Source organism: Pantoea sp. Ft-CA_14 (genome assembly GCF_024520875.1).
GTDB lineage: Bacteria > Pseudomonadota > Gammaproteobacteria > Enterobacterales > Enterobacteriaceae > Pantoea > Pantoea agglomerans.
Genome location: NZ_JALNPM010000003.1, coordinates 87029 through 105735 on the forward strand (window position 1 = coordinate 87029; position 18707 = coordinate 105735).

Sequence of the window (18707 nt, forward strand, 5' to 3'; positions counted from 1 at the left end):
CTCACGGGAATCACCTCGGCTGTGAGGGGGCTGCTGTATTCACCGCGCCGCCTGGTGTTGCAGGTGCGGTAATCTGTTCAATGGCCGCCGGATCGCTGATCTGGACGGCATCACTTTCTGCGTTCTCTTTTTCTATTGCCGCTTCGGTGTCGTGGTTCAACACCAGCAGGCTGATGCGGCGGTTAACGGCGTCATTACCGCCACGATTTTTCAGGCGCATGGTGTCGGCCATACCCAACACCCGTAAAATTTTTCCGCTGTCTAAGCCGCCCATCACCAGTTCACGGCGTGAGGCGTTAGCACGGTCTGTCGACAGTTCCCAGTTGCTGTAGCCTTTGTCACCGCTGGCATACTGAAAATCATCGGTATGTCCGGCCAGGCTGATGCGGTTCGGAATGTCGTTAAGGACTGGCGCTATCGCACGCAGAATATCGCGCATATAGGGCTCAACCTCGGCCCGACCGGTCTTAAACATCGGGCGATTCTGGCTGTCGATAATCTGAATACGCAGCCCCTCTTCCACCATGTTGATGATCAGATGCGGGCGCAGCGCTTTCAGACGCGGATCCGCTTCAATCAGCTGGTCGAGCTTTTCACGCAGCCGGTTAAGACGAATCTCATCCAGCTTGCGTTTCTGGGCGTCCATATCGACGACTTTGTTCACTTCGCCAATCTTTTTGGTCGGATCATCACCGCCGCCGGGGATCGGGCTCTCGCTGTCGCTGCTGCGCGCCCCGCCGGTAATCGCTACCTTCAGCGGTGTTTTGAAGTAGTCTGCTATCTGCACCAGCTCCTGCGGGTTGGCGATTGAGAGCAGCCACATCACCATAAAAAAGGCCATCATCGCCGTCATAAAGTCGGCGTAGGCAATCTTCCACGATCCGTGGCTGCCTTCATGGCCTTTATGTTTGCGCTTTTTGATCAGCACAATTGGGCGATTGCCGTGTTTCATGAAGCCTCGTCTGAAGTCTGTTTAGCCGGGTTCTTGGCGTTACGTACGTGCTCTTCCAGTTCGCTGAACGACGGGCGCTCGGCGGAATAGAGTGTCTTACGACCAAATTCCACCGCAATCTGCGGCGCGTAACCATTCAGGCTCGAAAGCAATGTCACCTTAATGCACTGCATCATCTTGGTGGTTTCCGCACACTTCTGACGCAGCACTGACGAGAGTGGAGAGACAAACCCGTAGGCCAGCAGGATGCCCAGGAAGGTGCCCACCATCGCATGCGCGACCAGCGCACCGAGTTCAGCGGCCGGACGATCGGCCGAAGCCAGTGCATGGACCACGCCCATTACCGCGGCGACGATACCGAATGCCGGAAGACCATCACCCACTGCAGCAATACTTTGCGCTGGTACGTCACACTCGTGTTCGTAGGTCTCAATCTCTTCATCCATCAACGCTTCGATTTCAAAAGCGTTCATGTTGCCGCTCACCATCAGGCGTAAATAGTCAGTAATAAAATCCACTAACTGTTTATCGGCAAGAATGCGGGGATAATTAGCAAAAATTTCACTCTGGCTGGGATCTTCAATATCGCGTTCCAGCGATAACATGCCCTGCTGACGCGACTTCGCCATCAGGCGATAAAGCAGCGCCATCAAATCCATGTAAACCGCTTTGTTGTACTTGGAGCCGCGAAATAATTTAGGCAGCGCCTTCAGCGTTTTTTTAATCGACTTACCGTTGTTGCCGACTAAAAAAGCACCGGCACCGGCACCGCCGATCATTAATAATTCGGCTGGCTGATAAAGCGCGCCCAGATGGCCACCTACCAGCGCATATCCGCCCAACACGGAGCCTAAAACAATCAGGTAACCTATAATTATCAGCACAAAAAAATCCTTACGTCCGTAACGTGTTGGTGGAAGTTAAGCCAGAGAGCCGCAGATGTTATTCCTGAACCGCAAGCAAAAAAAAAGCAGCGGTATTAACCGCTGCTGGATGGCTTCCACAGTGCGAACAAACTTAAACGGCGTGTTTAACCTGTTCATCCAGCAGTTGTGGAAACATATCGGCAGGTTCTGCAGAAAGTTTACGTCTTTTTACTGCCCGTGATGGTGGCTGGCACAGGCTGCAGGTAAAGCTGCCAACCGGCTGATGCGCATGATTAATAAAGCTGCCGTTGCAGCTTTTACAATCTGCCAGTTCCAGCATACCGCTATCAACGAATCGGACCAGGGTCCAGGCACGAGTCAGCGCCAACAGCGGGCCCTCGTCCGATTGAGGACACTGTTCAAGATACAGGCGGTAAGCTTTAATCACGGCATCGACGCCGCTGCACAACCCGGTTTTCAGCAAAAACTTCCAGGCGTTACAGAACATAGAAGCATGAATGTTCTGCTCCCACGTCATAAACCAGTCCGTAGAGAACGGCAGCATACCTTTCGGTGGCGGACTGCCACGTAATTCTTTATAGAGCTTAATGAGACGACCGCGGCTCAGTTGGGTTTCGCTCTCAAGCATCTGTAAGCGGGCACCTAATGTAATGAGCTCCATCGCGAGATGAATATCACGTGCTTCCTGAACAATACTTTTCTCACTCATGACATTGCTCTCTTTTTAGCAGGTGCATCATCTTTATCTTTAGACGCATTACGCAGTAAACGGCTCGATAATAAAATGCCGGTGTGGATTTGTTGTAAATCATCCACGCGTGATTCCTGCGTCAGGCGATTAATGGTGCTGCTATCGGTAAAACGAAACTGGCAAACCAGTTGATTGGTTTCCGCCATTTTTACCATCTCAGGCAATGTTAATTCAGATAATGCATTCGCCATTTTCTCGTCAATTCCGAGGCGAAACATTGCAGAAGCTTTATCCTGGTTAATTAAACGCTGCGCAAGCAGTAAATAAGACAAGTTGAGATCGTAAATATGTTTCAGTACTTCAGAGGTGCCCATTATTTTTCCATCCTGAGAGATGCGACGTAACTGTATCGCAGAATAAATCTGCGGTTCGAGCTGCTGTTTGTTAAATCAAAAGATGGCAAAAAAAACTTCACGTAACGTTAATGTCACCGTTTTCGCCTTCCATTTTTGTGTGGGTTTCAGACCCACCGAAGGTCGAAAATCCATGCCATTTTATTTTCGAGTTCTGGACATCTTCCGTGACGTCTTCTTACATTTTTTAGGACTATTCCGAAAACAACGCAAATCTATATCGTCTGATTTCGACATACAACGACAGTGATGTGAAATTTTAGATAAAGTGTGACGCAGATCACACTTTTAACGCAAATTTCTTCAGCAACCCTTTACCATTACTTACCGACTGGTCATTTTTTGAGCAAAAAAGCCCGATTTTAAGTCCAATTTGTCCTGAGAAAGGTTTAATAGGGGGTAAAAGCATCGCTATTCGACGCTTTGCGCAGTCCGGAATGAATATCGGGTGTTAATCGTTTTAACACCCTATTTAGAACCACCCAAAGAAAGGTTATCAGCATATTATGCTGCTGCGACGTGCGGTTATTTGCTTTTAAATTAGTTACTTAAGGGGAGTATCGCAGAGGGTGAGTAATGAAATCGTTAAGGTTTATACGGCAGCAGGTCAGATTTCTGGCAACCTGGCGTTAACAGTGGTGACCGGGTGTACAGACTCTGATTCCCAGTGTAACAAGGGGTTATATAAGAAAGTCGAATGAATTAACGAAGGGTTATGCGTTGGCACTATCACTATCGGCAGCCTGAAGAGAAACTTGAGTAAAGAAGGTAAAGAAAGCGGCAGGGGCTGACAGGACGGGGATTTCCGGGCTTACCTGCATTTATCGGGCCACTCCGGGCAGCCACTGACGTTATCAGCGTAGAATCGTAGCAAACGGTCATTAACAGATAGCAGGCGAGTTTTCTGTGACCTGGGCCGAAAAAAAAGCAGCGACGCCGTAGAGGCGCCGCTGCTTTCATAACCTGAGTCAGAACAGATATCAGGCGAGTTTTGGGAAGGTCGCGACCTTGTTAACCGTGTTGTGGTCAACGCTGCGCGGTTCAATGCGCTCCAGGTCTTTCAGGAAGCCTTCACGCCAGGCGGTAATATCATTTTTACGCAATACCGACATCATGTCGTTGTAGCGTGAAATCCTTTCGGTACGCGGCATAGTAATCGCCCTATCCAGCGCGGCGGCCACTTCATCACGGTCATACGGATTTACAATCAGCGCGGAGGTGAGCTCGTTAGCCGCACCCGCAAAGCGCGACAGCACCAGTACACCGGGATCATCCGGGTCCTGCGCAGCCACGTACTCTTTCGCCACCAGGTTCATACCGTCACGCAGCGGCGTAACCAGACCGACATCGGTCAGACGGAAGATTTTCATCAGCAGGCGACGGTCAAAATGCTGGTTGAGGTAGTAGAGCGGGGTCCAGCCCAGCGTACCGTATTTACCGTTGATGCGCCCTGCTTCGGTCTCCAGCTGATGACGAATATCCTGATACGCCTGCACATCGCCGCGCGAGGTCGGAGCAATCTGCGAGTAGCGAATTTTGCCGCGATGCTGCGGGAAGTTCTCAAGCAGCGCTTCATAGGCAAGAAAACGCTCAGGCAGACCTTTGGAATAGTCGAGACGTTCGCAGGCAATAATATTGCGTGCATCGCCCAGCTCTTTCTTCATGGCGGCCATTTTTGGTGGCAGCGGCCCTTCGGCCATCTCTTTAATACTGTCTGGCTCAATCCCGATGGGATAAACCTCAGTCATAAAGGTGTTGCCAAAGGCGCGATGTTTTTTGTCGCCCTTATTCTGCAGCTGAGTGAGCTGGCTGACGCTGTCGAGGAAGGCCACCCGATCCGATTCGGTCTGGAAACCCAGCAGGTCATATTCGCACAGCATTTCCAGAAGCTCTTTGTGCGGCGGCAGCGCATTAAATATTTCAGGCGTCGGGAACGGAATATGCAGGAAGAAGCCGATACGGTTATTAATGCCCGCCCGACGCAACGCGGCTGCAAACGGTAAAAAGTGATAATCGTGGATCCAGACAATATCATCCGGCTTGATCAGCGGTTTTAAACGCTGTGCCACCGCATCGTTAACGTCGCAATACCCTTCCCAGGCTTCCCGCTGGAACTGAACCAGGTCAAGGCGATAATGGAATGCGGGCCAGATGACAGTGTTTGAGAACTGGCAATAGTAGAGATCGTAATCGTTCTGGCTCAGCGGGAACGAGGCATACTCAATACCCTCATGTTCCTGAACCGTGACTTCTTCTACCTCTTCGCCTGTGTACTCGCTGATTTCACCGTTCCAGCCAAACCACAGTCCACCGGTGCTTTTCAGTGCATCGAGAATACCGACGGCCAAACCGCCAGCGCTGGTTTTTGACCCATCGGGCATGGCGACACGGTTAGAAACAACCACTAAACGACTCATAACCTAAACTCCTTACCGACGTTGTCTTGATCTGATAGTAATAATGTTCTTTCCAGCCAGCCGTAAACCGCATCGACATCATGAAGCCGATAATGGGCCTGGGTGGAACCTTCTCCGACTTTGATCGAGACGCCCTGCCGTGCGTTCACGGCCAGAAAGCCCTTCTCATCCGTCAGATCGTCGCCAATAAAGACCGGCGTACGTCCGGCAAAAGGGGGCTGCTGCATAAAGTCGCTGATTGCGGCGCCTTTATCGATACCTGCCGGTTTAATCTCTACCACACATTTCCCCGGCTGAAGCGCCAGTCCGGGAAAACGTTTCACTGACTGTTCAGCCAGTCGCATCACATCCTGCTCATGCTGCATCGCCTGGCGGTAGTGAAGAGCGAAAGCCATGCCTTTTACCTCCAGCTGGGTGCCAGGCCAGGATGCCATAGCATTCTGCAATTCCGCCCTGAGCGATTGCTCCACCTCGACCGGCAGGCTGATGCGTTGCAGATTACCCTCTGCATCACGGCGCTCTGCACCATGTACGCCCGCAGCCGGGCCGTGCCAGGGAGCGGCCAGCGCATCGAGTTGTTCTATGGGTCTGCCGGAGACCAGCGCCAGCGCGCCCTGCGAGAGTGCAGAGAGCTGCTGCAGTTGCGCGATGACCTGCTCAGGAATAAATACCGCTTCGGGACGGGACTGAATCGCTGCCAGCGTGCCGTCGACATCAAAAAAGAAGGCGTACTGCCCGCCGCTTAATGTCGGGTACCTGGCATGGGTGTCTGCCGCTTGGGTCACGTTACTTCTCCTGAAAATCGAATTTTAATAAAACATTGAGTTAAAACAAGAATGTCCTGACGCAGTCAGGTCAGCAAGCGGGAAATTCTGATAAAGCGGTGATTGAGGGATAAAACGCGGTAACGGGATAGGTCACTCTCCTCAAACTTGCAAGCGCATTGCTGACAATACTGGCTAACTGAGAACATCTTCACAGTAAGTGTAGTCATTAACAGGGGTTATGCCAGAAAGATGCAGGTTTCATGCCAGCCGCTGCGGTTAAGTCAGCATAAAAGCGCCATTCAATTCTGCTTCGCTTCCGATGATCAGGCCAGACACGATCCGCTGCTGACTGGAGTCACGCACGTATCGCACCCGGCAGAGTCGGCCCCCCCAAAGCTTAAGGCTCTTAAGGTATTCCTAATATTGAAAGCGCATTCTCGTGACACTTTTATTACTCTGGTTCCTGCTCACATGGCGTTTACCCTGAAGAGGCCGCTGATTAGCCGCCTTACATTGCTGATTCTGGCTGCGGTTTACATCGCGGTTTTCCTTAACGTTGCCTATTACCGTCAGGTGCTGGCGGTGATGCCGCTGAACGACCTGCACACCACGCTGGTCTTTTTATCGATGCCGCTGGTCGCCTTTAGCGTGATCAATATCGTGATTACGCTGGCCTCGTTTATCTGGCTGGATCGGCTGCTGGCCGCGCTGTTTATTCTGCTCTCCGCCTCGGCACAGTTCTTTATTCACACCTATAACATCGTGGTCGATCGCTCGATGATCACCAACATGATGGATACCACCGCCTCGGAATCCTTTGCGCTGATTACGCCACAGCTGCTTGTGACCCTGCTCACCTCGGGCGTGCTGATGACGTTGCTGCTGTTCTGGCCGCGAATCAAAAAGCAGCAGTGGCGCGGCGTGCTGGCGCGACTGCTCAGCGTATTGCTGTCAGCGGCGCTGATTGTGCTGATCGCCCTGCTCTTCTATAAAGATTACGCTTCGCTGTTCCGTAACAACCGCGAGCTGGTAAAAGCGCTGAGCCCCTCTAACAGCATCGCGGCGACGCTCTCATGGTATAAGCATGAGCAGTTACAGAACGCGCCGCTGATACGCATCGGTGAAGATGCGCACCTGCAGCCCAGCCGCAGCAGTGGCAAACTTAACCTGACGATTCTGGTGCTGGGCGAAACCTCGCGTGCGCAAAATTTCTCGCTGGGCGGTTACAGTCGTTTGACCAATCCCTTGCTGGCGAAAGATGATGTGATCTATTTCCCGCACACCACCTCGTGCGGAACGGCGACGGCGGTTTCCGTGCCCTGCATGTTCTCCAACATGCCGCGCGCCCACTATGATGATGTGCTGGCCGCCCATCAGGAGGGATTGCTGGATATTATTCAGCGCGCCGGGATCAGCGTGTTGTGGAATGAGAACGATGGGGGCTGTAAAGGGGCCTGCGATCGCGTTCCGCATCAGGACATGACCAGCCTGAACCTGCCCGGCATGTGTATTGATGGTGAGTGTTACGACGACGTGCTGTTCCACGGTCTGGATGAGTACATCAGTCAGTTAAAAGGCAACGCGGTGATTGTGCTGCACACCATTGGCAGTCATGGCCCGACTTACAGCCATCGCTATCCGCCACAGTTTCGTCAGTTTGAACCGACCTGCGACACCAACCAGATTCAGGACTGTTCGCAACAACAGTTGATCAACACCTATGACAATACGCTGGTCAATGTGGATCACATCGTCGATAAAGCCATTAACGTACTGCGTGCACATCAGGACCGCTTCACCACCAGCCTGGTCTATCTGTCTGACCACGGCGAATCCCTGGGTGAAAATGGTGCTTACCTGCATGGCCTGCCCTATGCTATCGCGCCGGACACCCAGAAACATGTGCCGTTGCTGATCTGGCTTTCCGATGATTATCAGAAACGTTATGCGGTTAATCGCGGCTGTCTGAATAAACTGGCGGCGACAGACGATTTTTCACAGGATAATCTGTTTTCAACCATGCTGGGATTAACCGGCACCGCGACCCACGAATATGTGCCTGCGGATGATATTTTGACGTCGTGTCGGAGCCAACCTTAATGAAGATACTGATTGTTGAAGATGATGCCTTGCTGCTGCAGGGTCTGATGCTGGCGCTGGAAGGCGAAGGCTATGTCTGTGATGGCGTTACGCGGGTGCGGGATGCTGAAGCGCATTTCGCCAGCGGCCTGTATAGCCTGGTGGTGCTGGATCTTGGCCTCCCGGATGAAGATGGACTGCATTTTCTGATACGACTGCGGCGGCAGAAGAAGATGACGCCGGTGCTGATCCTGACCGCACGCGACACCATCAGCGAACGCATTGCCGGACTCGACGCAGGCGCCGACGACTATCTGATTAAACCGTTCTCGCTTGATGAGTTGCTGGCGCGGATCCGCGCCCTGATCCGCCGCCACGTCAATCAGGGCGACAGTCATGTCAGAGTGGGTGCGCTGGCGCTGGATATGACCCATCGCCAGATTACGCTCAGCGACGTACTGCTGGATCTGACACCCAAAGAGTTTGCGATTCTGTCACGGCTGATGCTCAAGGCCGGGAATCCGGTTCACCGTGAAATTCTCTACCAGGATATCTATAACTGGGAGACCGAGCCTTCTACTAATACCCTGGAAGTGCATATCCATAATCTGCGCGACAAAATCGGCAAAAGCGCTATCCGCACCGTGCGCGGTTTTGGCTATGCGCTGGTGACGCAGGATGGCGTTCGTGAGGCAACATGATAAGACGTTTCGATCATCGCAGTATGCGCTTTCGTCTCATCCTGACCATCGGTCTGATCCTGCTGGTTTTCCAGGTGATCAGCGTGGTCTGGCTGTGGCATGAGAGCAAAGAGCAGATTCAGTTTCTGGTGGAAGCGCAGCTGCAGAAGCGCAACATGGACAGTCACGTTAAGCGTGAAGTGCATGAAGCGGTAGCCAGCCTGGCGGTGCCAAGTCTGGTGATGATTACCCTGACGCTGCTGCTCTGCTATCAGGCGGTGAAGTGGATTACCCGGCCGCTTTATCAGCTGCAGCGTGAACTGGAGAGTCGCAGTGAAGAGAATCTTGATCCCGTCGCCTGCCACAGTCAGGTTCAGGAGATCGATGCGGTGACGCAGGCGATAAACCAGCTGGTCGCGCGTCTGAACAGCAGTCTGGAGCGCGAACGGTTATTCACTGCCGATGTGGCACATGAGCTGCGCACGCCGCTGGCGGGATTGCGGCTGCATCTGGAGTTAATCGAACGTAACAGCGATGTCAAAGTTCAGCCGCTGGTGCAGCGCCTGGATCAGATGACGCACAGTGTGTCGCAGCTGCTGAATCTGGCGCGCGCCGGACAGTCCTTTACCTCTGGCACCTATCAGAACGTGGGGCTGATTGAAGATGTGATCCTGCCAATGGAGGCAGAGCTGAGTATCATGCTGGAGGCGCATCAGCAGACGCTGGTGCTCGATCTGCCGCAGGAGCAGTTTGTGCGTGGTGATGCCACGCTGCTGAAGATGTTGCTGCGTAACCTGGTCGAGAACGCCCATCGCTACAGTCCGGATAACAGCACCATCAGTGTGCAGCTGGTGTTAGCTCCTCAGCCGATGCTGGTGGTGGAAGATCAGGGTCCGGGAATTGATGAGAGTAAAAGTGGCGAGCTGAGTAAAGCGTTTATCCGGATGGACAGTCGCTACGGCGGTATCGGACTCGGGCTGAGCATCGTCAGCCGCATCGTCCAGTTACACCGGTTTCAGTTTTTCTTAGAGAACCGCCGCGACCGAAGCGGTTGTCGTGCCGTGGTGAAGTTTTAAGCGCTGAACCAGGCGGAGAGGAACAGAACGACCGTAGCTGCGGCAATCAGCAGTGCAGCATATTCACTCATCGGACGCGGAGCAGTCACAGACAGGGCAACAGGAGCAGTTTTCATAGCATCATCCTCAGTTAAAGCAGGCAGTATCGCGATTGCATATTAAGGAAACCTTAAGCTCGCGACACTGCCGCTGAAAATGTCTGCGCTGCCGGACACCGCCATCAACCTCGCATTTCTGCCCGCTGACACGCCTGCTGCATCCGCCCGGTGCTCTACACTTAATGGCTACGTTCCGTTTCAGGAGTTATGCCATGAGCCAACGCATGCACAAATATGCTTTTCCGGTCAGCAAAGCCCGCAAATACCTTGAGCCCGGACCGGTGCTGCTGCTCAGTTCGCAGTACGGAGATCAACATGACATCATGACGCTCGGCTGGCACACGGTGCTGGAGTTTTCTCCGTCACTGGTCGGCTGCATGATTGCCGGTATGAACCACAGCCATGAGCTGATCCGCAACAGCGGTCAGTGCGTGCTGAACATTCCTTCTGCCTCGCTGATTGATGAAGTTGTGGCAATCGGCAACAGCCACGGCGACAGCATTGATAAGTTTGAGGCCTTTGGCCTGACGCCGGAACCCGCTCAGGTGGTTGGCGCGCCGATGATTGCCGAATGTTTTGCCAGCTTTGAGTGTCAGCTTTATGACGATTCGATGGTCGCTAACTACAACCTGTTTATTTTTGAGATTGTTAAAGCGCACGTTGCCGAGCAGCCGGAATACCCCACTACCCTGCACTACACTGGCGAAGGCCGGTTCAGCGTGATGAGCGACAAAATACTGGATAAGAGCGGCGATTTTAAACCGGAGATGCTGATCTAGTTGAAAGCGCTCTGCCGCGCCCCCATTCACCTCTTTCGACCTGACAGGAGTAAATTATTATGGCAATCGAATACGCAGTTATCGCTGGCGGCTGTTTCTGGTGTACCGAAGCGGTATTTAAGGATGTGATCGGCGTAGAGTCGGTGGAAAGCGGTTATACCGGTGGTGCCCGTCCTAATCCGACTTATGAGCAGGTCTGCAGCGGTGCGACCGGTCATGCAGAAGCGATCCGCATTGGCTTCGACCCGGAGAAAGTCAGCTTTGGCGATCTGCTGGATATCAGCTTTGTGACGCATGATCCGACCCAGCTTAACCGTCAGGGTAATGATATTGGCACCCAGTATCGTTCCGCCATTTTCCCGGCCAATGCAGAGCAGGAAGCGGAGGCACGCGCCGCCATTGCCCGCGCTCAGGCTGACCATGATGTGCCGGTGGTGACCACTATTGAGCCGCTGAAAGAGTGGTATCCCGCTGAAGCTTATCATCAGGATTACTGGGAAGGCGCGGGCCAGCGCAACGGCTACTGCATGGCGGTCATTCCACCGAAACTGCAGAAGCTGCGGAAAAGTTTCGCTAACAGAGTAAAGAGCTGATTCCGGCATCAGTCGGGGCAGCGTCTGACCAGTAACGAGGTTGAGAACGCCGCCCCGGTTTATTTGCTGCCATAAAACTCACCTGACCGGGCTCATCAGTATGGCGGGATGTGGCCGGTAAAACGGCGGGTTTTATGCCGCAGTAAATCGATTCGTTCAGAGCTTAAGCGAATAGATCAAAAGAGAAAAATAGTGCTTGACCGTTTTCAGTCGACTCCCTATAGTACCGCCCCGTTGACCCATCGCGGTCAGCGAAGTAAATCTGGTGAGGTGTCCGAGTGGCTGAAGGAGCACGCCTGGAAAGTGTGTATACGGCAACGTATCGAGGGTTCGAACCCCTCTCTCACCGCCATCTTCAAAAAAGAGCCTGAACTTTTGTTCAGGCTCTTTTTTTTGCATATTTCACTCTGAGAGAGCGTAATAACTCCCGCCGGGGAACGAACACGTGCGCAGCCGCTGCCCCACAATAAGAAAACCCGGCCGGAGCCGGGTTTGGGCGCTACACTTCTACTCAATCAAACGCTAGCTATACGCGTGCAGGGTGCGCTGACACAGCGCAGAACGCACACAATCTTCTTTGCCGAAGCGTACAATGCCAACCATCTCGTCCTCTTCGAAACGCGCCAGCGCGTCTGCGAGACCGGAAGGCACCCCAGCGGGCAAGTCGCACTGGGTAATATCGCCGTTAACAATGACCGTGACGTTTTCGCCCAGTCGGGTCAGGAACATTTTCATCTGCGCGGCGGTGACGTTCTGCGCCTCGTCCAGAATTACCACAGCATTTTCGAAGGTGCGACCACGCATATAGGCGAACGGTGCAATCTCTACCTTGGCAATTTCCGGACGCAGACAATATTGCATAAAGGATGCGCCAAGACGTTTAACCAGAATGTCATAAACCGGGCGGAAATAAGGCGCGAATTTCTCAGAAATATCGCCGGGAAGGAATCCCAGATCCTCATCTGCCTGCAGTACCGGGCGCGTAACGATAATCCTGTCGATATCCTTATTAATCAGGGCCTCAGCCGCTTTTGCGGCACTGATCCAGGTTTTACCGCACCCGGCTTCACCGGTTGCGAAGATCAGCTGTTTTCTCTCTATGGCGTTAAGATAGTGCGCCTGAGCTTCATTACGGGCTTCAATCGGCAACCGGTCACGCGTATCGCGCGCCATGCCAATGGCATCCAGTCCACTCATATGCACCAGCGAAGTGACCGACTCTTCTTCACGCTGACGATGACTTCTTGAGTCACTACGAAGCACTCTTCTTGCTTCACGACGCGCTTTGATCACTGCTTTCTGTCTTCCCATAGTGGCACCTTTCAGTTGGTTTCATTTCCTGCGTCAGGCCGGTGGCCCGTTGCGATAACGTGAACGCTTTAGAGGTTTCAGTTGGCTTCCTTTTGAGCCATGACAGGACAGGATAGTGGGTATGCAGCAGCGCAATAGCGTAGCTGAACACCGGATAAAACAGGATGCGATAAAACAAAAGAGATGGTTGAAGGAAGGAAGAAATAACGAGGCAGAATTGCCCTCGCGGTCAGGCGCAATCTATTTACTGACAGTGACTTTCCATTAAAGACTCGACCCATGCGCGAACTCCAGTGTGATACATCAACACATCCGATTACGCCTGTTTAATAAAGTGCACCATTTTGTTGGGCCTTTGCAATAGTAATTTTACCTGCTGGCAAAAGAATTGCTAATCACGTGTATGTATTTCTTTTAAGGCAAAATGTAAAAGCGTTTTATTACAGTGAATTAGCTTATTTTATATATGCCAGACAACCGCTAAAACTCAGTTTAACCTCAGTCAGCAAAGCACGAAAACCGTAAAACGTGGGCGACCAGAACAGGGACGCCCACAGTGGTTGAATTTTAATCAGGCTTCCAGCAACGACTGCGCTAAATAATGGCTGGCGTCTGGTACACCGGGCAAAACAAAAAAGTAACCGCCGCCAAAAGGCCGGATATATTCTTCCAGCGCTTCGCCGTTCAGGCGCCGCTGCACCGTGAGAAAGCCGCGTTCCAGATCGTGCTGATAGCAGACGAACAGCAACCCCATCTCCAGCTGTCCCGATGCAGAGATACCCGCGGAGTAACTGTAGCCGCGCCGCAGCATCAGGCTGCTTGCCGTCTCTGGCGTGCGGGGATTGGCAAGACGGATGTGCGCATCCAGCGCAATCACTTCGCCGTCCGGATCACGGGCGTAATCCGGAACGTCGCGCTCATGCTGCATCCCCAGCGGCGCGCCACTTAATTTCTCGCGACCAAAGATAGTCTGTTGCTCGCCCAGCGGCGTGCGATCCCACATTTCGACGTGAAAGCGGATTAACCGTACAGCCTGATAGCTGCCATTGCGCGCCCAGACCGGTTCGTCCTGATCGTCTGTCACCCACAGCAGTTGATTCATCAGAGCAGGGTTGTGGGTATCGGGATTGGCGGTGCCATCTTTGAATCCCAGCAGGTTGATCGGGGTCTCCTGCCCCTGACTGCGCGCGGCGTGATCGGAGATAAAGCCTTCACGCCGCCAGCGTACGCCAAGCAGGTCAGGCGTATGCTTGATGATATCCCGCAGGGCATGAATCACCGTATCCTGGGTGTTGGCACAGAGCTGCAACAGCAGATCGCCATGACACTGACTGGCATCCAGCGAATCATTGGGAAAGCGAGTCATCGGCTGCAATTTTTTCGGTTTGTGCGGCGCCAGACCAAAGCGTTCATCAAACAGTGAATTGCCGACCGACACGGTAATCGTCAGATTATCAGGCGCGATAGTCGCCCCAAGAATGCCGGAATCCATTGGCGGCAACCGCGGATTGGTGACTACCGGTGCCGGACCGCCCGTGGTCAGGAAAGCGATACGCTGGGTCAGCAACCGGAACAGACGCACCAGCTCCGCTTTATCGCTGCTGAGCAGATCAAACGCCACCAGCATCATCGATGCCTGCTGTGGCGTCGTGATACCTGCCTGATGCTGACCATAAAACGGCTGCATCTGCTGTCGGGCCTGCGGCGTAACCGTCCCCGGCGAAAAGCTGTCGGCGGCAGCGGCATGGAACGGACAGCCGCCGCCCAGCGCCGCCGCGCCGCCCAGCAGGCCCAGTCCTTTTAGTAACCGACGACGCGCAGGCTGCGCGTCATCTTCCTTGCGACTCATGATTAATCCAGACCCAGGGTGCCACGAAGTAATGAAAGATCTTCCGCCAGTGCGGTGATCGGTCCTTTCAGCGCGTTACGGTCGGCGCTGGTCAGTTTCTCATAGGATTCAAAACCGGTTTTGGTGCGGTACTTACTCAGGATCGCATCGACTTTTTTGAAGTTGGCGTCAACCTTGGCCAGCAACTGCGGGTTCGCTTTGCTTACCATGGGTCGCAGCAGCTCGACAATTTTCTGCGCGCCATCAATGTTCGCCTGGAAGTCCCACAGGTCAGTCCGGCTATAGCGATCTTCTTCACCGGAAATTTTGCTGGAAGCGACCTCTTCAATCAGGCCGGCTGCGCCACCGACCACTTTGGCTGGCGGGAAGGCCAGTTCGCTGATGCGTACCTGCAAATCTTTCACATCTTTATTCAGCTGCTTAGCGTAGTCCGCCATGCCTTTCGTGCTGTTATCAGCAAACAGCGCTTTCTCAAGACGGTGGAAACCGGTGAATTTAGGATCGGCCGCTTTCTTCTCATAGTCATCTTCACGGGCGTCAATGCTGCCGTCGAGATCGGAGAAGAGCTCAGCAATCGGCTCAATGCGTTCATAATACTGACGGGTCGGAGCAAACAGCGCTTTGGCTTTTTCAACGTCACCCGCTTCAACGGCGTCAGTAAAGGCCTGGGTGTTGCTCACCAGCTGGTTCACCTGGTCGGTCACATAGGCTTTATATTCGGTGATCGGGCCTTCCAGCTGCATACGTGCTGAGGTGCCACTTTTTGCCGCACCCTCACCGGCTTGCACAATCAGCTTGCCTTTTGGATTGCTCAGCAGGCCACAGGTCATCTCATATTCGCCCGCCTCCAGGTTGGCGGTCAGTTTCTGACTGAAGCCCGGCGCGATATTCTCACGCTCTTCAACCACCAGCACCCCTTTGAGTATCTCCCACTCCAGCGCTTTCTGGCTGTTGTTTTTAATCAGGAACTGGGTCTTGCCGGCCTTGACCGTTAAGTTCATCGGCTCGCACTGCTTGTCAGTGACGCTTACGGTAACCTGAGGAACCGCTGCGGCCGCCGTTGCGGAGATCGCCAGCAGAGGAAGCAGCAGTGCCTTGCGGCGGAAACGCATTATCATCTCTCTTTCCCTATCATGTTGCAGGCGTAAGATGCGCCCGTTAAATGTCAAATTACACAGTGGCCGACGCAGCAGAACGCGCAGGCATAAAGAACAGAATCAGCGCCGGGATCAGGTAGGCAAAGTAAACGGTCACTTCACTGACGCTTGGGGTCTCCTGATAACCCAGCACCCCTTCCAGCAGGGTGCCGAACAGCGAATGGGTCGATAAGGTATTGCTGAGATCGAAGGCGACATCCTGAAAGCGATTCCATAAACCCGCTTCGTGGAAGGCGCGGATGGCGCCCGCTGCCAGACCCGCGGCGACAAACAGGATGAATACGCTGGTCCAGCGGAAGAAATGGGCCATGTTAAGACGGATACCGCCCCAGTAGAGCAGCATTCCCAGCACGACCGCGGTTGCCAGACCCAGCACCGCGCCAATCGGCGGCGCATAACCGACATCCTGGGTAAACGCCGCCAGCAGGAAGAACACTGACTCCAGCCCTTCGCGCGCCACGGCAAGAAACACCATCAGCACCAGCGCCAGACCGCCACGACCTGAGCGTTGCAGCGCCTGATCGACCGCCTGTTCAAGCTCGACCCTGATGTTGCGGGCGACTTTGCGCATCCAGAAAACCATTGAGGTGAGGATCACCACCGCAATCAGCGCCACGATGCCTTCAAACAGCTCCTGCTCTTTCTGCGGAAACTCACCGGTGGTGGCATTGATGAACAGACCCAGGCCCAGACAGAGCCCGGCGGCAATAAACACGCCGGCCCACATCGCGGGAAACCATTGGGTGCGCTGGGTGCGTTTGAGATAGCTGGCTATCAGGCTGACTATCAGCGCGGCTTCAAGCCCTTCGCGCAGCATGATGAGAAAAGGAACAAACATCGCCAACCTCTTGAATGTTAAGCAGCGTCAATAAACAGTAAAATAAGGTAAAGTGTAAACGATACCGATTATCATTATCGCTGAGAAAAAAACAAGTTGCCGGTGGAGATAATTTCATCTTTGAGTGGTTTATCTTTGTAACAAAAAAGCCCGCCCCTTTCGGGACGGGCCAGGCGATTAACGCCTCGCTTATTTTGTCTGGAACTCCGCCTCTGCAGCGGCAAAGCGCTGCTGCGCTTCCGCTGAAGGCTCACGGCCCATCAGCGTGAACACCACAATGGCGATGCTGGCGAAAATGAAGCCCGGGATGATTTCATACAGCCCCAGCCAGCCGTACTGTTTCCACACCAGCACGGTCAGCGCACCGACGATCATGCCCGCCAGCGCACCGTTGCGGTTCATCCGCTTCCAGCAGACACCAAACAGCACCACCGGACCAAACGCTGCACCGAAGCCCGCCCAGGCGTAGCTCACCAGGCCCAGCACGCGGTTTTCCGGGTTAGCCGCCAGCGCGATCGCAATCAGCGCCACCAGCAGCACCATCAGACGCCCTACCCATACCAGCTCTTTCTGGCTGGCATTTTTGCGCAGTAAGCCTTTGTAGAGATCTTCGGTCAGGGCGCTGGAGCAGACCAGCAGCTGACAGCTCAGCGTTGACATCACGGCTGCCAGGATCGCTGACAGCAGAATACCGGCAATCCATGGGTTGAACAGGATACGCGCCAGCTCAATAAAGACCCGCTCCGCATTGGCGTTAACGCCAACCGCCAGCGTCGGGTTGTTCTGGAACCAGGCGATACCGAAGAAGCCCACCGCTACCGCACCGGCCAGACAGAGGATCATCCAGGTCATGCCGATGCGACGTGCGGTACGGATTGAACGATGCGAATCTGCCGCCATAAAGCGCGCCAGAATATGGGGCTGCCCGAAGTAGCCCAGGCCCCAGCCGAGCAGGGAGATCACCGCGACAAAGTTCAGTCCCTTCAGCATGTCGAGGTTTTCCAGGCTCTTCGCTTCAATCACCGCCAGCGAATCAGACCAGCCGCCGACCGCGATAATCACAAACACCGGCGTCAGAATCAGCGCAAAAAACATCAGGCTCGCCTGAACGGTATCGGTCCAGCTCACCGCCAGGAACCCCCCCACCAGCGTATAGAGAATGGTCGCCGCTGCGCCCGCCCACAGAGCGGTCTGGTAACTCATACCAAAGGTGCTTTCAAACAGACGCGCACCCGCCACCACGCCCGAGGCGCAATAGATGGTAAAGAACACCAGGATGACAATGGCGGAGATCACGCGCAGGATTTTACTGTGATCTTCAAAACGGCTGGTGAAGAAGTCCGGCAGCGTCAGCGCGTTGTTGTGATGTTCGGTCTGAACCCGCAGACGTCCTGCCACAATTTTCCAGTTGAGCCAGGCACCAATAATCAGGCCAATCGCAATCCAGCTTTCAGAGATACCGGAGATGAAGATCGCACCCGGTAAGCCCATCAGCAGCCAGCCGCTCATATCGGATGCACCGGCAGAGAGTGCCGTAACCACGCTACCCAGACTGCGGCCACCGAGGATGTAATCATCAAAGTTTTTGGTTGAGCGATAAGCCACAAACCCGATTAATACCATCCCAAGAATATAAACCAAAAAGGTCACCAGCAAAGGTGTACTTACACTCATCTGTCTCTCCACTTATTATTTGATATCCCAGAGAAATCGCCAGCTACCCGCCTGCCGGAACGGGGCAAAGCGGGCCGATTTTCTTCGTCAGGGCGTCACTCATTTCCCAGCGGCGCGGTATCCTGCCGGAAAGGCGTTGTGCGCACAATGGATTTAACACAGGCGTTACAGTGATTTCACTAACCGTTTGTGAAAACGTGCTCATAGGTTGCACTCGCTCACAGTTATCCGGTTGCACCATCGTATTACCTGCCTGAAACCCGCTTTTCATCGGGTCTGCCAGACTGGCGAGGATCTTGCAGCAATATCCGTGCCGCATTGCGGGATTTAACAATCGTCGACGTTAAAAGGGTGTTAACTGGCTCACAGTTACACGGTTGCACAAAGTTGCAACTTAAGTGATAGTGCAGCCAACGCCGTATCGAACCACTATCAAGGAGCTCTGG

General features: G+C 53.7%; 16 protein-coding genes and 1 tRNA gene. 6 read left to right on the forward strand and 11 right to left on the reverse strand.

The window, feature by feature from the left end:
- Positions 1-10: 10 nt before the first annotated feature.
- The 6 genes from motB to otsB form a co-directional block, all read right to left on the reverse strand.
- Positions 11-952 (reverse strand): flagellar motor protein MotB, encoded by a 942-nt coding sequence (gene motB / locus NR195_RS06265; RefSeq protein ID WP_010258536.1) that lies wholly within the window; start codon positions 950-952, stop codon positions 11-13.
- Positions 949-1836, reverse strand: coding sequence for a flagellar motor stator protein MotA (gene motA, locus NR195_RS06270; RefSeq protein ID WP_003849139.1), 888 nt, complete (start codon positions 1834-1836; stop codon positions 949-951). Before motA ends, motB begins: the two co-directional genes overlap by 4 nt.
- Positions 1837-1969: 133 nt before the next feature.
- A complete protein-coding gene (gene flhC / locus NR195_RS06275) occupies positions 1970-2548 on the reverse strand; it encodes a flagellar transcriptional regulator FlhC (RefSeq protein ID WP_010258532.1) in 579 nt (192 codons plus the stop codon).
- Positions 2545-2904 (reverse strand): flagellar transcriptional regulator FlhD, encoded by a 360-nt coding sequence (flhD, locus tag NR195_RS06280; RefSeq protein ID WP_060680403.1) that lies wholly within the window; start codon positions 2902-2904, stop codon positions 2545-2547. The genes flhC and flhD overlap by 4 nt, the downstream gene beginning before the upstream one ends.
- 1019 nt (positions 2905-3923) lie before the next feature.
- The gene (otsA, locus tag NR195_RS06285; RefSeq protein WP_256844299.1) at positions 3924-5360 is read right to left on the reverse strand and encodes an alpha,alpha-trehalose-phosphate synthase; all 1437 of its coding nucleotides are present in this window, start codon (positions 5358-5360) and stop codon (positions 3924-3926) included.
- A complete protein-coding gene (gene otsB, locus NR195_RS06290; RefSeq protein WP_064691411.1) occupies positions 5357-6145 on the reverse strand; it encodes a trehalose-phosphatase in 789 nt (262 codons plus the stop codon). Before otsB ends, otsA begins: the two co-directional genes overlap by 4 nt.
- A gap of 453 nt (positions 6146-6598) precedes the next feature.
- Between otsB and eptA the strand changes: the two genes are divergently transcribed.
- The 6 genes from eptA to NR195_RS06320 all read left to right on the forward strand — a co-directional run bounded on the left by eptA (position 6599) and on the right by NR195_RS06320 (position 11784).
- Complete coding sequence (gene eptA / locus NR195_RS06295) at positions 6599-8227, forward strand: phosphoethanolamine transferase EptA (RefSeq protein ID WP_256844385.1); 1629 nt, start codon at positions 6599-6601, stop codon at positions 8225-8227.
- Positions 8227-8907 (forward strand): two-component system response regulator PmrA, encoded by a 681-nt coding sequence (gene pmrA / locus NR195_RS06300; RefSeq protein WP_010670822.1) that lies wholly within the window; start codon positions 8227-8229, stop codon positions 8905-8907. Before eptA ends, pmrA begins: the two co-directional genes overlap by 1 nt.
- A complete protein-coding gene (gene pmrB / locus NR195_RS06305) occupies positions 8904-9962 on the forward strand; it encodes a two-component system sensor histidine kinase PmrB (protein WP_010258517.1) in 1059 nt (352 codons plus the stop codon). The genes pmrA and pmrB overlap by 4 nt, the downstream gene beginning before the upstream one ends.
- 310 nt (positions 9963-10272) lie before the next feature.
- Positions 10273-10839 (forward strand): flavin reductase family protein, encoded by a 567-nt coding sequence (locus NR195_RS06310; protein ID WP_031594590.1) that lies wholly within the window; start codon positions 10273-10275, stop codon positions 10837-10839.
- Between the two features lie 59 nt (positions 10840-10898).
- Complete coding sequence (gene msrA, locus NR195_RS06315) at positions 10899-11432, forward strand: peptide-methionine (S)-S-oxide reductase MsrA (protein WP_031594591.1); 534 nt, start codon at positions 10899-10901, stop codon at positions 11430-11432.
- Between the two features lie 264 nt (positions 11433-11696).
- Positions 11697-11784 (forward strand) — tRNA-Ser (locus tag NR195_RS06320).
- A gap of 170 nt (positions 11785-11954) precedes the next feature.
- Here the strand turns inward: NR195_RS06320 and phoH are convergent.
- The 5 genes from phoH to putP form a co-directional block, all read right to left on the reverse strand.
- Positions 11955-12743 (reverse strand): phosphate starvation-inducible protein PhoH, encoded by a 789-nt coding sequence (gene phoH / locus NR195_RS06325; protein WP_010258505.1) that lies wholly within the window; start codon positions 12741-12743, stop codon positions 11955-11957.
- Between the two features lie 571 nt (positions 12744-13314).
- A complete protein-coding gene (gene efeB / locus NR195_RS06330; RefSeq protein WP_033778976.1) occupies positions 13315-14592 on the reverse strand; it encodes an iron uptake transporter deferrochelatase/peroxidase subunit in 1278 nt (425 codons plus the stop codon).
- Between the two features lie 2 nt (positions 14593-14594).
- On the reverse strand, positions 14595-15710 hold the full coding sequence (efeO, locus tag NR195_RS06335) for an iron uptake system protein EfeO (protein WP_256844300.1): 1116 nt from the start codon (positions 15708-15710) through the stop codon (positions 14595-14597).
- Between the two features lie 52 nt (positions 15711-15762).
- Entirely contained in the window at positions 15763-16587 is an 825-nt protein-coding gene (gene efeU / locus NR195_RS06340) for an iron uptake transporter permease EfeU (protein WP_031593440.1), read from the reverse strand.
- 189 nt (positions 16588-16776) lie between these two features.
- The gene (putP, locus tag NR195_RS06345) at positions 16777-18261 is read right to left on the reverse strand and encodes a sodium/proline symporter PutP (protein WP_064691416.1); all 1485 of its coding nucleotides are present in this window, start codon (positions 18259-18261) and stop codon (positions 16777-16779) included.
- Positions 18262-18707: the final 446 nt, after the last annotated feature.